The sequence below is a fragment of the Caballeronia ptereochthonis genome, assembly GCF_001545075.1.
Classification (GTDB): domain Bacteria; phylum Pseudomonadota; class Gammaproteobacteria; order Burkholderiales; family Burkholderiaceae; genus Caballeronia; species Caballeronia ptereochthonis.
In genome coordinates, this window is sequence record NZ_FCOB02000007.1 from 198,534 (window position 1) to 213,678 (window position 15,145).

At 61.1% G+C, this 15,145-nt stretch carries 12 protein-coding genes and 2 pseudogenes; 2 read left to right on the top strand and 12 right to left on the bottom strand.

Annotation, left to right across the window (positions count from 1 at the left end; genetic code table 11):
- Nucleotides 1-27 precede the first annotated feature (27 nt).
- The gene (locus AWB83_RS09795; RefSeq protein ID WP_087044690.1) at nt 28-1,098 is read right to left on the bottom strand and encodes a VOC family protein; all 1,071 of its coding nucleotides are present in this window, start codon (nt 1,096-1,098) and stop codon (nt 28-30) included.
- A 446-nt stretch (nt 1,099-1,544) separates the two neighbouring features.
- Between AWB83_RS09795 and AWB83_RS09800 the strand changes: the two genes are divergently transcribed.
- Nucleotides 1,545-2,300 carry a TetR/AcrR family transcriptional regulator gene (locus AWB83_RS09800; protein WP_087044780.1) on the top strand — a complete coding sequence of 252 codons (756 nt, stop codon included), beginning with the start codon at nt 1,545-1,547 and terminating at the stop codon, nt 2,298-2,300.
- Between the two features lie 171 nt (nt 2,301-2,471).
- Here the strand turns inward: AWB83_RS09800 and AWB83_RS09805 are convergent, their stop codons facing one another.
- From AWB83_RS09805 to AWB83_RS09835, 7 genes and pseudogenes are all read right to left on the bottom strand, one after another.
- Entirely contained in the window at nt 2,472-2,729 is a 258-nt protein-coding gene (locus tag AWB83_RS09805; protein WP_244197651.1) for a hypothetical protein, read from the bottom strand.
- A gap of 100 nt (nt 2,730-2,829) precedes the next feature.
- Nucleotides 2,830-3,573, bottom strand: coding sequence for a PqiC family protein (locus AWB83_RS09810; RefSeq protein WP_087044694.1), 744 nt, complete (start codon nt 3,571-3,573; stop codon nt 2,830-2,832).
- Nucleotides 3,570-4,139 (bottom strand): annotated as a pseudogene (locus AWB83_RS09815) (mammalian cell entry protein); the annotation flags it as partial. The pseudogene AWB83_RS09815 and the gene AWB83_RS09810, both read right to left, overlap by 4 nt.
- A 14-nt stretch (nt 4,140-4,153) precedes the next feature.
- Nucleotides 4,154-4,522: pseudogene (locus tag AWB83_RS37630) on the bottom strand (paraquat-inducible protein A); the annotation flags it as partial.
- A gap of 171 nt (nt 4,523-4,693) precedes the next feature.
- Nucleotides 4,694-6,157, bottom strand: a complete 1,464-nt coding sequence (locus AWB83_RS09825) for an efflux transporter outer membrane subunit (protein ID WP_087044696.1) — start codon at nt 6,155-6,157, stop codon at nt 4,694-4,696.
- Nucleotides 6,158-6,159: 2 nt separating this feature from the next.
- On the bottom strand, nt 6,160-9,333 hold the full coding sequence (locus AWB83_RS09830) for an efflux RND transporter permease subunit (protein WP_087044698.1): 3,174 nt from the start codon (nt 9,331-9,333) through the stop codon (nt 6,160-6,162).
- The gene (locus tag AWB83_RS09835) at nt 9,330-10,508 is read right to left on the bottom strand and encodes an efflux RND transporter periplasmic adaptor subunit (RefSeq protein ID WP_087044700.1); all 1,179 of its coding nucleotides are present in this window, start codon (nt 10,506-10,508) and stop codon (nt 9,330-9,332) included. The genes AWB83_RS09830 and AWB83_RS09835 overlap by 4 nt, the downstream gene beginning before the upstream one ends.
- A gap of 410 nt (nt 10,509-10,918) precedes the next feature.
- Between AWB83_RS09835 and AWB83_RS09840 the strand changes: the two genes are divergently transcribed.
- Complete coding sequence (locus AWB83_RS09840) at nt 10,919-11,671, top strand: TetR/AcrR family transcriptional regulator (RefSeq protein WP_087044702.1); 753 nt, start codon at nt 10,919-10,921, stop codon at nt 11,669-11,671.
- Between the two features lie 62 nt (nt 11,672-11,733).
- Here AWB83_RS09840 and AWB83_RS09845 read toward each other — a convergent pair whose 3' ends face one another.
- From AWB83_RS09845 to AWB83_RS09860, 4 genes are all read right to left on the bottom strand, one after another.
- A complete protein-coding gene (locus AWB83_RS09845) occupies nt 11,734-12,804 on the bottom strand; it encodes an AI-2E family transporter (protein ID WP_087044705.1) in 1,071 nt (356 codons plus the stop codon).
- A gap of 172 nt (nt 12,805-12,976) precedes the next feature.
- Nucleotides 12,977-13,186 carry a hypothetical protein gene (locus AWB83_RS09850; protein ID WP_087044707.1) on the bottom strand — a complete coding sequence of 70 codons (210 nt, stop codon included), beginning with the start codon at nt 13,184-13,186 and terminating at the stop codon, nt 12,977-12,979.
- Between the two features lie 96 nt (nt 13,187-13,282).
- The gene (locus AWB83_RS09855; protein ID WP_087044708.1) at nt 13,283-13,663 is read right to left on the bottom strand and encodes a DUF3331 domain-containing protein; all 381 of its coding nucleotides are present in this window, start codon (nt 13,661-13,663) and stop codon (nt 13,283-13,285) included.
- A 580-nt stretch (nt 13,664-14,243) separates the two neighbouring features.
- The gene (locus AWB83_RS09860) at nt 14,244-14,885 is read right to left on the bottom strand and encodes a TetR/AcrR family transcriptional regulator (protein WP_087044710.1); all 642 of its coding nucleotides are present in this window, start codon (nt 14,883-14,885) and stop codon (nt 14,244-14,246) included.
- Nucleotides 14,886-15,145 lie beyond the last annotated feature (260 nt).

Sequence of the window (15,145 nt, forward strand, 5' to 3'; positions counted from 1 at the left end):
CTCCGGATGCTTTGGATGTGGTTTGGTTCAGGCGAAAATTTTCGCCAGCGTCCGCAGCTTGCTGAGCGTCAAGTCGGGGCTGCGGCGCAGGTTCCTGACAAGCGCCGCAATGCTCGCGAGCGTCATCTTGGGCTTCGTGAAACTGCGCGGCATCGCCGGCCCCCACTGCGCCATCGCCTCGCGGCTGACCGCATGGATGCCAGTTGGGAGCACCGAGGTGAACAGATCGCCGTCGCAGTAATGCTCGTGCTTGTCGCCCCACGAGTCCTGCCAGTAGTCAAAAATCTGGCTGCCTAGAATATGTCGGCCGATCCCCCATGCGTGGGTCCACCCGCGATCGCGTAATACGCGCTGACCCATGCCGACTGCGTCTGCGTCAACGAGTTCGTAGGCGCTGTGGCTATAAGCCGCGTCAAAGCCCTGCGCAAGCGCGAGCGTGTGATGATCGGCCGGCTGATCGCCGAGATCGAGGCGCATGAATGCCACGGCCGGCGAGCCGTCAGGCAGTACCTGCACGTCGCTCGGAATGAAACCGAAATGGCGCGTGTACCACCCACAGGTTTCCTGAAAGTCCGCGAGTTCGAGCACGACGTGCCCGAGCCGGATGATCTCGGGGGCGCGCTGCGGCGGCCGCTGCGTACCGTTGATGCGCACAGTGGCATCAACCGAATTGAATGGCAACGGCAGCCGATGCGGCACCTCGGTCGCGGGTGTCTGGCCCCAAACTGCATCGACCCGAAAACCGGAAGGATCCGTCAGTCGCACCACGTAGCCTCCGCCCGGTAGAACAGACTGCTCTACCTCCGACGCGCCCGGCAGCCTCGCGAGGGTGTTGAGCTCCGCTCTGCTTCCGACCTGCAAGCCAAAGCCGACGAAGCGTGCTTTCGGCGCCTTGCGCACGACGTAACAAAAATGCGTGGCGCCCGTACCGCGCAAAAGCAGCAGCGCCTCGCTCCGGGAAACGGTTTGCAGCCCAAAGTCGTTCAAAAAATGCTCGGCATGCTCGAGGTCTGGCCGGTCGAATAGCAGATAACCCAATGCAGTCGCTTTGGTCGTTGGATAGGGATGACGAGAGGGCTGGGCAGTAGTCAGTTTCATGGCGAAATGTACTCAGGCGGTCGGATCAGCTGATGCGGCTTGGAGCGCTGGTGCGATGGCACGATGATTCAGACGCAGAAAAGTCTCACGGCCATCGGGGATGGAAGTCGCGACGCGACTCTGAAGATCGAGGACAGTCGCATGGAGGCGCCGGACGCCTTTCACGGCCCCACCGCGCGAAGAAAAGGTCGCTCGCTGGCTCCGCCGCCTGGCAACCTGACGACACGCGATCGATAGGCGGTACGGACGCGCGGTCGCGCGGGCGAATGTGCGGGCGCCGGCCGCTCACGGCGGCCCTATGTCGGGTTGCTGTCTCCACAGTCACTCCAGTGTTTTAGTTAGACCGGCCGCTGAGTGCCGTTGATGACATTAAACTCATCGATGATCGTTTTGTCAATATAGAGGTTTGAATCTATACTGCGAACATGACCAGACTTGGGATCATCATGACAAACGCGACAAATCGCCGGCCGACCAAACGTTCCAGCGCTTCTGCGCCCGTCTCTCCGCCCTCCGTTGCGGAAGAGCGGGAACCGCGCGGCGCGCGCCGCAAACGCGAGACGCGCGCCCGTCTGCTTGACGCCGCCCTCAGATTGATGGCCGAAAAGGGGATGGAAGGCGTAGCGATCAACGAGATCACGGAGGCCGCCGACGTGGGCTTTGGCTCCTTCTACAACCACTTTGAGTCGAAGGAGGCGATCTACGCGACGCTTGTGGACAACGTGTTTGAAGAATTCGCGAACATGCTTGATCGCCTCGCGGGCGGCATTACCGACCCCGCAGAAGTGATCGCGGTCTCCGTTCGCCACACGATCCTACGCGCGGGGCGCGATCCCGTTTGGGGACGCTTTCTGATACGTGAAGGATTTTCGGCGCGCGCGATGAGTCGCGGTTTGGGCCAGCGGCTGCTGCGCGACATCGGCAACGGCATTGCTGCGAAGCGGTTCGTCGTTGCCGACCCGTTTATCGGATTTCTGGCAGTGGGCGGCACGGTCCTCTGTGTCATCGCGGCGGAGTTGAATTTTGTTGCACCGGGGGCGAGCGCGGCCGGCGTGTTAAAGGAACTGGGCTTCAGCGGAGAGCGTCTGCCAGAGCGCACGGCCGCCATGCTGCTGCAGACGCTTGGATTAAAGCGCCCGGAGGCGGAAAAGATTGCAGCCCGTCCCCTGCCCCTGGTCGAGGAGGCCGTCGAGGAAGGCTGATTGGGAAGCAGCGGCGACTATCAGAAGCGGTTCATCTCGGACCGCCGATGCCATCACCGCTCCGTTTGCACGACGGCGGCCCGTGGGAACTTTATCAGGAAACCTGAACGGCCGGCCGGGGCATCGGCTCCCTGCCTCCCGTCCGACGGCGTTCCGCCCGGGTGCCTCGGCTCATTGGCCGGCCAGAGAGAGAAGGCTTGCTTTCAGCCTTCGATCCTGGGTGCCGGGCGAGTCCGGGTGCAACGTCAGAAGCTCGCGAAGCGATGCAGATACGCGCCCGATCAGACGCGGCGTCGACGGCAGGAACGGGCACGCATGCAGCAGGTAGCGCAGCGACGTGACTTCCCGTCGCTCGCACCATCGGTCAAACAGGACCACACAGACGTTATCAAGCTGTTTGCGCAAGCACGATGGGTCAACGCCGCTCACATCGCTCTCCGCGGACCGGACCGCATAAGCCCTGGTGGCCAATTTTTCTGCCGGAAGCTTTCGGTGGGGCCCGCCGCGCTGGCTACGGGGCGACCGAAACTCACTCCACAAAGCGTGGAAGCGCCCCGTCTGCTGCGGTGCGCGCGCCGTCTGCGACATGCGTGCAAGACACCGTCGGTTTTCCTGCATGGCCCGACGCCCCAGCCGGCCTCAACCGGCTGTGCCTTTCGCTTGCAGCAAGCGCGCGTACCATCATGGCTATTTGCGTGGCGATGATGCCTATCGCATGGCGATGGCCATCGACGATCGCCTGATATCCGCCAGACACCGGTTCGCTCACTACGCTGCGGCAGATCAATGTTTCGATGTCCGGTGACCTGCGGACATTCCATACGGCGTCAACCAGCATGTGGGAATCAGGCCAGGACTCGAAGCGCTGAACATCGACGGCGACCTGATAGTCGGAAACATCCTCATCACGGACGACCGCCTTTGCCCCGGACGAGCCGGGCGCGCCGGCCCGTTGGCTCACGCCAGCAATCAACGCATAGCGAATCTCGTCTTGAAGGGACGACGCCCAGCGATCATCCTCCAGCACCTTGACCTGGGACGGGTTGACCTGTACCACGAGTTGGCTTCTCGCGACCGCGACCGGCACCTTCACCGGACGCACGTCAATGGGAAATGACGGGCTTGCTGTACCGTTCGCAATCGCCGGCTGCGGTGCAGTGCCAAGCGTATAGAAGCGGGTGGGCGGCGAAGTGCACGCCGTCAGCGTTGCCAGACCAATGGCGCCGATCGCGCGCACCACCGTGCGCACCGCGCGGGATCGGATCGACCTCATGGCTTGTCTCCTTGCTTGCCGAATAGCAACGCCTGCGGATGACGCTCCAGGTAGTCGGCGAGCGTATTGAGAGACTGCAGGGTACGCGTCAGTTCCTGCATCGCGTCTTGAATGTCCGATTGCATGGGCGCGGTTTGCAGCAGCGTCGATTCGGCGGTGCCGAACGTCTTCTGGGCGGCGGCGAGCGCGTCGCGGGCTTGCGGTACGACCTCTGTGTCCATATGCCCGAACAGCCTGTTCGCGTTTTCCAATGCACCATTGAGGTTGGCGCCGATCCGGTCGAACGGCACCTGGTTCAGTTTTCTCGCGATATCCGCGACCTGCACCTGGAGTTCGTCAAGCGTGTTCGGCACCGTCGGCAACTCGATCGGGTTGCCGTGCACATCAACGCTCGCACGAGCGGCTTTGGGGAACATGTCGAGCGCGACGTACAACTGACCTGTCAGCAGGTTGCCGATCCGCAGTTGCCCGCGCAACCCTTCGACCACCAGGTGCTGCAGCAACTCGTGCCCACCGGGCGTGTCCGGTGCCGGCAGCACCTCGCTGGAGCGCCGGCTGAGCCGGTCAGCTTGGCTATGCGAAGCGGCACCAGCACATAGAGCAAGGCGAGCAGTTCGATCAGCGGAACAAGCGTAGATGAGCAGAACACCATGACCGCGACAATGCGCATGTTGCCCGACCATAGCGACCGCACGGCGCCAAGCAACGTCGCCTCAGACATCATGCCGTTCGCATGCAGCTCGATCACAGGAAAACTCTGCGCGATGCAAAACATGATCAGCGCAGCAAGCGTCACAGCGCACATCCAGTCAAGCGGCAGGCCAGCACCAGGGAGCGCTGCCAGGCGCGCACCGCACCGTGAGCAGGCTGGGCGGCACCCAGTAACACTCGAAGGCTTCCGAAATAGCAGATCGCATTCGTGGCAGGCAATCAGTCTCTGATATTCCATACGGGAGAAGTAGAAATTGGACGCCGTCACACGGGCGCATCACCTTTTCTACGCAGCAGCGTCTATCGATGGTTTAAATCGGCGATCACCCGGTACAGGCGGGAGCAAGTCCTGAACGGCGAGAGTGACCGGATCAGCCAGGCCACCCCCGCAGCCTTCAGGAAGGCCCGATCATCGTGTGGACGCGGCCGTCTGCTGAGTCGCAGGTAGTTCGCCCATCGCCTGGAATAATGCAGCCGTATCGCTCATGCGCTGACCCGCTGCGCGCGTAGCGCTGATCTGCGCGTTGAGATACCGCGACTCGCTCGCGCGTGTTGCCGCAGAAGGCAGTGAGCCCATGCTGTGACGCGACGTGGTATCGTCGAATGCAGCACGCGCGGCGTCTGCGGCCACTTCCGTCGACGCGAGCGTCTGGGCGTCGTTATCCAGCGCGGCGAGGGAATTCGCCACATCCTGGAACGCAGAGAGCACCGTCGACTTGTAGTGCAGCACGGCGGCGTCATAGGCATCAATCGACGCGCGGCGCTGCGCGATCAGTGCGCCGCCATGGAAGATTGGCTGTGACAGACTGGCGCCAATCGCCCATAGGCCGCCCGCGCCTGAGAGCACCGCTGGCCAACTAAACCCGCCGCGGCCCATGGAGCCGGTGAGTGACAGGCTTGGAAAGAGCTGTGCTGTCGCCGCGCCCACATCGGCGGCGGCGGCCTTGACGGCGGCGTCGGCTGCCTGGATGTCGGGGCGTGAGCGCAACAGGTCCGACGGCACGGCGACAGGCACGTGCTCGGGCAGCGACAGACTGCCGAGGTCCGGCACGCGTGGGGCATTGTCCGGCGTGCGGCCCATCAGCACCGCCAGCGCATGGATGGCGGATGCGCGTTGTTGACGCAGTGCCGGCAGCGTCGCCGCGATCGAAGCCGCATCCTGTTTTGAAGCGAGCGCCTGTGCACGCGAGACGGAGCCCAGCGCATAGCGCTGCTGGTCCTCGTTTGCCGCATCGTCGGATACCGCGACGAGCCGTTCGGTGAGCGCGATCTGCCGATCGAGCGACGCCATATTGATCGCGCTGGCGACGATGTTCGCCGCAAGGGCGCGCCGCGACGCCTCCAACTCGAACGCCTGTGCATCCACACGGGCAGCGCTTGCCGAATTCATGTAACGCGTCTGCCCGAACAGGTCGAACGTGTAATGCGCGAGCAGCTGTCCGGCGAAGAAGTTGTACTGCACCTGCTCAGGGCCGAGCCCCGGCACGACGGGTGAACGCGCGCGCTCGACCTGGACAGCGCCGTCAATGGACGGCAGCGTGGAAGCACCGACCTGGACCCGCAGTTCCTCTTGCGCCGCCGCCAGCGTGCGCTGCGTGGCCGCCAGCGTCGGGCTGTTGCGCAAGCCTTCTTCAACTAGAGTATCGAGCGCCTCAGAGCGGTAAAGCCGCCACCATTGCGGAACCGGGGTCGTGCCCACGTCGAATGCCTGCGCAACGCCGCCCGCGGCGACCGTCTTCGACGGTTGCGCCTGCGCACCGTAATGCCCGGGCGATGGCATGGCTGGCGGCTTACCACTGGGCCCAAATGAGCACGCGGCCAAAGCGAGGGCCGCGGCCGCGGCTAGTACGGATGACTTGTAGGTAAAACTCATGATCAAACCTCCGAACGCTCGACGATGACCTGCTGTACGTCGCGTTCTTCACGACGCACCCTGAAGCAGGTCGCATAAAGCGCGGGCAGGAAGAACACCGTCAGCACCGTGGCGATGGTGATGCCTCCCATCAGCGCGGTCGCCATGGGTCCGAAGAAGCCCGAGCGAAGGAGCGGAATCAGTGCGAGCACGGCGGCGGCGGCCGTGAGCATGATCGGCCTGAAGCGCCGTACCGTTGCACCAAGAATGGCGTCGAAGCGCGCGTGTCCCGCCGCGATGTCCTGATCGATCTGGTCCACCAGAATCACGGAGTTGCGCATGATGATGCCGAACATCGCAATCACACCCAGCAGTGCGACAAACCCAAATGGTTTGCCAAACAGCAGTAGTGCAGCCACTACTCCGATGAGCCCCAGGGGCGCCGTCAGCACGACGATGAACGTCCGCGCGAAGTTCTTCAGTTGGATCATCAGCAGAAGCAGCACAGCGATGATCATCAGCGGCATTTCCGCGTTGATTGATGTCTGGCCCTTCCCGCTCTCTTCCACGGCACCGCCCACCTCGATCCGATATCCCACAGGCAGCTTTGAGCGCACAGCAGCGAGCGCCTGGTCGATACCGCGCGTCACGTCGATGCCCTGGGCGTCACCGCGCACGTCCGCCTGCACAGTAATAGTCGGCTGGCGATCGCGCTCCCAGATCACGCCGTACTCGAGCGTATTGCGCACATGGCCAAGTGAGCCGAGCGGCACGGGGCCATTCGGTGTCGGGATGGCCAGGCTTGTCAGCTTCGCAGGATCAACGCGCTCGCTCGTCGGCGCACGCAAATCGACGTTGATCAGCTTGTCGCGCTCGCGGAACTGCGTCACCGTGTAGCCCGACAGCGTCATGGCGAGGAAGCTGGACACATCCTCTGATGTGACGCCCAACTGGCGTGCCCGGTTCTGATCAATCTCGAACGCGATTGAACGTTCAGCCGGCTCGTCCCAGTCGAACTGGACATTGCGCGTGCGCGAGTCGGCACGGACCTTCTGCGCAACTGTTTCCGCGAGCGAGCGCACCGTCGCGATATCGTCGCCACTCACGCGGAACTTGATCGGGAAGCCCACGGGCGGGCCGTTTTCGAGGCGCGCGACCCGTGTGCGTACCCCAGAAAAGTCTGTTTCCAGCTTCGCGTCAAGCCAGTGCATCAGTTCGTCACGCGTCTCGACGTCTTTGGCGGTGATGACGAACTGCGCGAAGTTGGGTTGCTGAAGCTGCTGGTCAAGCGGGAGATAGAAGCGCGGCGCGCCCGTACCGACGAAGTCGACAAAATGGTCGATGCCAGGCTTGCCGTCGAGGACTTTCTCGAGGCGTTTCGATTCACGTAACGTCGCCTCGAACGAAGCGCCTTCGGGAAGCCTCAGGTCAACGAGCAGCTCAGGCCGTTCAGAGTTCGGGAAGAATTGCTGAGGTACCCGCGTGAACGCCGCCATCGCGAGCGCAAAGAGCACGGCCGTGACGCCCAAGACGACCCAGCGCCGGTCGATACACCACGTGACCCAGCCCGACAGGCGTCGATAGAAGCCCGTGTTGTAGATGGCATGCTCATCGTGGTGGCCGCCTCCCGCGTGGGCCTTGCGCTCGGGAAGCAGGTGGAAGCCCAGCAACGGCACCAGCACGACTGCCGCAAACCACGAAACGATGAGCGAAATGGCCGATACCTCGAAGATCGAGCGTGTGTACTCACCCGTGCTCGATTTCGCGAGCGCGATCGGCAGGAAGCCCGAGACCGTCACGAGGGTCCCCGTCAGCATCGGAAAGGCTGTGCTCGAATACGCAAACGCCGCCGCGCGCATGCGGCTCCAGCCCTGCTCCAGCTTCACGGCCATCATTTCGACGGCGATGATCGCGTCGTCGACGAGCAGGCCCAGCGCCAGCACGAGCGTGCCGAGCGAGACTTTGTCCAGCCCGATACCGAACAGATGCATGCACAGTGCTGTCACTGCCAGGACAATCGGAATCGTGACGACCACGACCATGCCCGTGCGCAGACCGAGCGAAACAAGGCTCACGACCAGCACGATAGCCACCGCTTCGCCGACCGAGCGCACGAACTCGTCCACCGAGTGCTTCACTGCATGCGGCATGCTTGAGACGGGCGACAGCTTCAGACCCGCGGGAAGCGTCGTCTGCAGCTCGGCCGCCTTTGCGTCGAGTGCCTTCCCAAGGTCGATCACATCACCACCCTTTTGCATCGTAATGCCAATGCCGAGCACCGCCTGACCGCCCACGCGCATCTGCGTGACGGGTGGATCGTCGTAGCCGCGTTTGATTGTCGCGATGTCGCCGAGGCGGAAGCTGCGTTTGTTGACGGTGATCAGCATGTCCGCGAGCGCCTGTTCATCCGTGAACGCGCCGCTCGGCCGCACGAACACACGGTCGTCCGCCGTCGTAATCGTGCCCACGGGTGCAACGGTGTTCTGCGCGTCCATGGCTTGGGCGAGTTGCTGCGGTGTGATCGACAGGCGGGTCAGCTGGGCATTCGAAATCTCGACAAAGATGTGCTGATCAGGATCGCCAAAGTAATCCACCTTCTCAACCCCAGGCACCCGCAGCAGCACCGTGCGCAGCTTGTCGGCATAGTCGTGCAGCTGCGCGGGTGTAAAGCCGTCGCCTTCGAGCGCGTAGACGTTTGTGTAAACGTCACCGAACTCATCATTGAAGAACGGACCGACCGCTCCTTTGGGTAAAGTCGCCCTGATGTCGCCCACCTTCTTGCGCACCTGATACCAGGTCTCGGGCACGTTCTTGACGGGCGCCGAATCCTTCATCGCGAAGAAGATCATCGACTCGCCGGGGCGCGAATAGCTCTTGATGTTGTCCACATAGGGCGCCGCCTGCAGCTGACGGCCGATGCGGTCCGTGATCTGTTCCTGAATTTCACGAGCGGTCGCGCCCGGCCAGTACGTCTTGATGACCATCGTCCGGAACGTGAACGGCGGATCTTCCGATTGGGCCAGCTGCGTATAACCGATCACACCAAATAGCGTCATCAGGCCAATCAGAAAGATCACCAGCTGCTGATGCCGCAGGGCCCAGGAAGACAGATTGAAACCGGTTCCGTCGGCGGCTGCATTATGCGAGGCATTCGCAGGCGCGCTGTCGCGCGCGTTTTCATGGTCGCGCGCGTTCATGTCGGGAAATCCTCTTGGTGAAGCGGGGGCACCACCTGCACGTGTTGCCCTGAGCTCACGGCATGCACGCCTTGCAGAATGACCCGGTCTCCGTCATGCAGGCCTGAACTCACCGAGACCGTGCGCTCGTCATAGCGCTCGATCGTGACCGTGCGCAGCTCGAGCGTATTGCTGCCTTGACGCACCACCCAGACGGCCGGTTTCTCGCCCTGATGAAAGAGCGCCGTCACCGGCAGTGTGTACGGCTCGCGCGTAACGCCATCGGCTGCCACGTCGAATGCGACATTTGCCGTCATGCCCAGCCGCACTTCCGGACTCGGCGCACTCAGCGTTAACTTCACCCGCCACGTGCGGCTTTCCTGATCGGCTGCGGGTGACACCTCACGCACCCGCGCTTCGAGCGTCTTGCCAGGCAGCGCGGGAAATGTGACGCGCGCCTGGGCGCCGACCGTCAACGAGTTCAGTGCTTTTTCGGGCGCGTCGCAGACGATGTCGACATCGCCCGTCCAGTCAACGTGGAAGACCGCCTGTGTGGCCTGCACATTCTGTCCGGTATCGGCATCCTCCGATGTGACCACACCGTCGTGGTCAGCTGTCAGCGTCGTGTAGCGCAGTTGATCGGTCGCGAGCGCCGTCTGGGCTCGCGCCGAATCGCGCTGCGCCAGAGCCGTCGCATACGCATCCTGCGTTTGCTCCAGCTGCGCGGCAGCGATCAGGTTCGCATGCGCCTGCGCCTCGTCACGGTCAAGCTGCTGCTTGGCGAAGCTGAGGCGATGCTCGGCGGCATCCAGCTGTGCCTTCGCATTCGCAAGGGTGTTGCGCAGATCGGTCGGGTCAAGTAACGCGACCGTCTGTCCTGCCTTGACCGAATCGCCGATGCGCACACGTCGCTCGATGATTTTGCCGCCCACACGAAACGAAAGAGGCGTGGAGTAACGGGCCTGTACCTGCGCAGGCAACGAGGCGCTCGCGATATTCCGATCACGGTGAACCGCAAGCGCGACAACCGGTTTGGCTTCCGTCACGACCGCTTCACGCGGGTGGCAGGCCGACAGAAGGATTGCGCTGCAGGCAGCGATCACAACGGGCAACCGGCATTCTGACCGGAACCAGGAGGGTAATAAGGTGCGCGTCCCTTTTAGCGCGACGGGTCCGGAATGTTTCACGATGTTCACAAAGGCAGGTGATAAGTCTAAGTAGTAGTGCCAACCGCGCTGACCAGGCCGGCCGTGGATTGCTAAAGCAATTCGTGCCAGCCGCGCGAAATCAAGAAAGCCGCTGATACGTCACCGGCTCTCTTGGCAACTCGAATTAAGCGAAGTCGCGCGCCTGGCGGGAATCCAATGCGGCATGCTGCGGAGCGGCATCCGATCCGCGCGTTTGCCGATGCCCGCGCGCTTTGAACGGCGTCCGTGAAGTGTGGTCTGGTATAGCGCCTCAAGCATGTTTGCGACGCGTCTCCACTTTCAGTCCTCCTGGCGCCGCTAGTCCGCCACATCCGCCGCGCTGGTGACATTAAACCCATTGCTGATATAATTGTCAACCATGACAAATAAATCTACAATCTTCCTAAACAGGAGGCCACATGCCCAACATGCCAATTCACCGTGCGCGTCGACGGCAGACAACCAAGGAGCCGGCTCAAAGCCCTGACGTAACCCAGGCAGCGTCGCCACGCCTTGCCAGACGCAAACGCGAAACCCGGATCCGCCTGCTCGACGCCACGTTCATATTGCTGGCGGAAAAAGGAATGGAAGGCGTCACGATCAACGACATCACCAATGCCGCCGACGTCGGATTCGGGTCTTTCTATAACCATTTCGACTCGAAGGAGGGAATCTTCGCCGCGCTCGTCGAATGGCTCTTTGAGGAATTCGCGACCGCGCTTGATCATCTGGCAAGCGGCTTGTCGGACCCAGCGGAAGTGATCGCCGTGTCCGTGCGTCATACGCTTTTGCACGCTTACCGCGAACCAATCTGGGGACAACTGCTGATGCGTGAAGCGCTCTCTGCACGCGCGCTGAGCATGGGTCTTGGCCAGCGGCTGCTGCGAGATGCGGAAAGAGGAATTTCGGAACGACGCTTTTTGGTTTCGGACGCGTTGATGTGCGTCATTTCCGTGACCGGGACCGTTCTTGCAGGAATAGCCGCTCAGCTTCGCTTCTCCGCGTCTTCGAGGAGGACACGTCGCCTGAAAACGATGGGGCGATCCCGCGAGGAAAAATTCGCGCAGAGTACGGCAGCGATCGTGCTGCAAGCGTTCGGCCTTGCACGCATGGAAGCGGAGAAGATCGCCCGGCGCCCCCTGCCGGCATCACACCGCGGGCCGACCGCGTGAGCGGAGACAACGCGAGCCGCAAGGCGTTCCGCTCAGGCTGGGCTCTTCCAATTTGACCCTTTTCACCGGGTCCGGTAAAGCTCGCTCGCCAGATAGCGACGTCGCAGTCCCTTCAGAGCAGAAGCAAACACGGCGCTGGCAGGCAGTGCAAGCAGAACGCCAAAGAAACCGAACAGCTCGCCAAAAGCCAATAACGAGAAGATGACGGCGAGGGGATGCAGGCCGATGCGCTCGCCGACGAGTCTGGGCGTAAGAACAACGCTTTCCAAGATCTGGCCGGCTCCGTACACGACGATCACTGCTCCGAGCCCATACCAGTTTCCGAATTGCAGAAACGCAGCCAGAAGCGCAAATGCTAGCGCGGTCGCGAATCCGATGTAGGGAATGAACACAGCGAGCGCCGTGAGAAGACCGACGGGCAACGCAATGTCCAATCCGACGATCTTGAGCGCGATAGGATAAAACAGCGCGAGTATTCCCACGACGAGCAGTTGCCCGCGCAGATACTGCGACATCATCTGATCGACCTGCCCAACGAAATCCCGCGTTTTTGCTAGCCAGCGTCGCGGCACGAAGCTCTCCAGGCGCTCGAACGCTTCATGCCGGTCGTAGAGCAGGTAAAAAAGCACCAGAGGCACGAGCACCACATTCCCGACCACGCTGATCATCAGACTACCGCTTGTGCGAACATATTGCCAAATCGAGAGGGCGACGCCGTGCTCGCTTCCTGACAAACGGGCTGTCAGTGCCTCGCGAAGATTCGCCAAATTGACCGAGTAGTCGATACCAAGGAAAGCCATCCGCGGTTTCAGCGTGGCATCGCCTTTTGCTAGCAGCGCGGGAAGCCTCTCCGTAAGCTCAGGTCCTTCCTTTTGAAGGACAGCGAACACCAACAGTGCGAACAATGTGATCAGCACCGCCAGTAGAGAAATCATGGCTAGCGCCGCGAGGCTTCTCGGCGTGCGATGGCGAACCAGCCACTCCACGCCCGGCTGCAAGATATACGCGATGATCGCACCGAGCAGGAAAGGAGTGAGAACCGGCCGAAGGGCCCACAACAAGACACAGGCCGATAAGGCTACGGTGCCCCAAAATAACGACTGACGATGGTAGGTACTCAAAGCTTCTCTCATCGGCTGCTAATGGTTGCGTTTGCTTCGCTCGGGAAAGGTCCAGCATGTATTGTTCCCTCGCATCACCGAGCGCGAACCATCACGAGATCGAACCTCAAAAAATTGCCATGGACGTGGGCGCCTGCCGGATCCGCTCGTGAACCGGCTCGGAATCATATAAGAGCGCTCGGGGTCAAGCAGCAACCCGCCTAGCGTAATGCCAGCCCGCGCGCGCGCTCTTCGCAGCGAGCAGGCGATCCAGCTCCAGTAACGCCTCGCCAAGCAGGTCAATGGCGCCGTTAGTGGTTGTTGCCGTGGCGGCCTTGCGAAGCGCTTCTTGTACAATCCGATGGGCATTGGCCGAATTTTCTTGACCAACCCTTGCGATGAACTGCTTTCTCATGACTAAGCCTATGTCTTAGGTTGATTGAACTCTTATATGCGAGTTGATTGCGAAAAGCTTGTGCTGTCCTGGTAGGAGATCTGCTGTACGAGCGCGCTACGGTTCTATCGGCTCGTTATCTAATATGCCGGCGCAGATCATAGCGTCGGCATTCACCATTCTTTGCTTCGCTTTTCGCGGCTTGTACACCGTCTCTCCAGCTTTGATTTGTCGACCGGTCACGACGCAGGTTCCTCGCCGCTGCGCTACCACCGTACGCCATATCTGATAGCCATGGCGGCCAAAACGCGCGTCGCCCCACGATACAATCAAGGTTTGCTCCGTCGGCTTGTCCAGGACCCTGACGGCGAGCGAATCGGTACCACCCTCCGTTCGCAAGGCGTAGCAACGATGTAACACAAGCTCCGCGAGACGGCTGGACAATGGATCTTCGAGCCTTGCGACGGTTACGCTCCACGCATCGGCAGCGCAATTCATAAACGTATTTCCTGGTGGAGGGCCGAGCGGTCAACACGCCCGTCCCTTTGCATGTGAATATCAATACCTCTTCGCTTACTCTTGCTGACTACGCATACAGTCACACAGTAGCTCAGTTGATCTTGTGCAGAACGCAGATCGAAGGCCGCAGAGCTTGTTAGACGTCAGCCGATACCGCCGAATACATGCGAGCTAGGAAAATTGCTCCGAAAAAGGGCTGTGGCAGTCCATCCAGTCATAGGAATCGGCACAGGGCGGCGACCATGCCCATTTGCACGCCGAAGCACGATGCGCCGCACCGATAGCAGGTCCTGGTGTTCGTCCTGGCATTGACACGTCCGTGTCGTCGTCGAAAACTGGTGTCCGTGCATCTATATCGTCACGCATCTCGCCTCCCATAGCATAGCCACATGTTCATGCGGCACAAAAAATTCTTTAATACGGAATACTAAACGCAATGTTCCAAATAGCTGGGCAGGTGGAACTATATGGGCAATAGCACTGATTTGATTGAGCCGTGCCAGGCTTTTCACCGGTCCGCATTGGACCGCGTAGCGGCCGCCAGTTCTGGGAAGGCCGTTTAGTCAGTTAATCTTGGCGCCGTATCGCTCGGGCTGAGCTCGATGAGCCACGATATAAGCTCGACAGCCACGGTGTGCAACTTTTCGTCACTCGTGATTTTTCCGTTCCCCAACTTGAAGAGTCTAATGCCATCGCAGATACTCGACATCCCGAGCGCCAGCGCTTCTGCCCTTCCGTGCGACAGTCTTGCTTGATCGGTCACCCATATGCTCCGAATGCAATCATCGGTAGCGGCTAATCTCTGGCGTCGCAACACATTGATGGAATCCCGATACGCGGCATCCCGCGATGCCAGCAGCGAGCCTTCCGCCCAAAGGCTGAACGAGTCATGCCCGAGTGAATCGATGAAGTAGGCAGTGGCACGCTGCTTCATCTCAACCGGCGTAGCTCCCTCCTTCAAGATCGCCTGGATCGCCGAATAGGTCCGCTCGCCCTCCCGTTGCAACAACTCGATCAGCACTTCGGCCTTGCTGTCAAAGTTGAAGTAGAACGCGCCACGGGTATATCCAGCCTCGTCCGATATATCGTCCACGCTCGTCGCAGCGAATCCTTTGCGGACGAACATTCTCTCGGCGGCATCAAGCAACCGTTCCCTCGTTTGCTTCTTACGCTGCGCACGTGTTAGGCGTTCCTGCTTCATGGCACCGATCTACAGGTTACACAGAACTTGCTGCTACCGCCTCCGGACTGCGCCTCTCAAACAAGGCTGCGGATCTCGTGGCTCCCTCATTCACCCTCCGTTACGAGACATTAGAGCGCAAACTGATATTAATGTCAATCATGGTTTATGAGTCATGTATGAGTCTTTGTAACACTACCCTTTTGTCCGCGCAGACAGACCCACCGGCAAGACTAGAATGATCGCCCGAGGCCGCAGGTCCGGCGCGGAGTGTAAAGCTC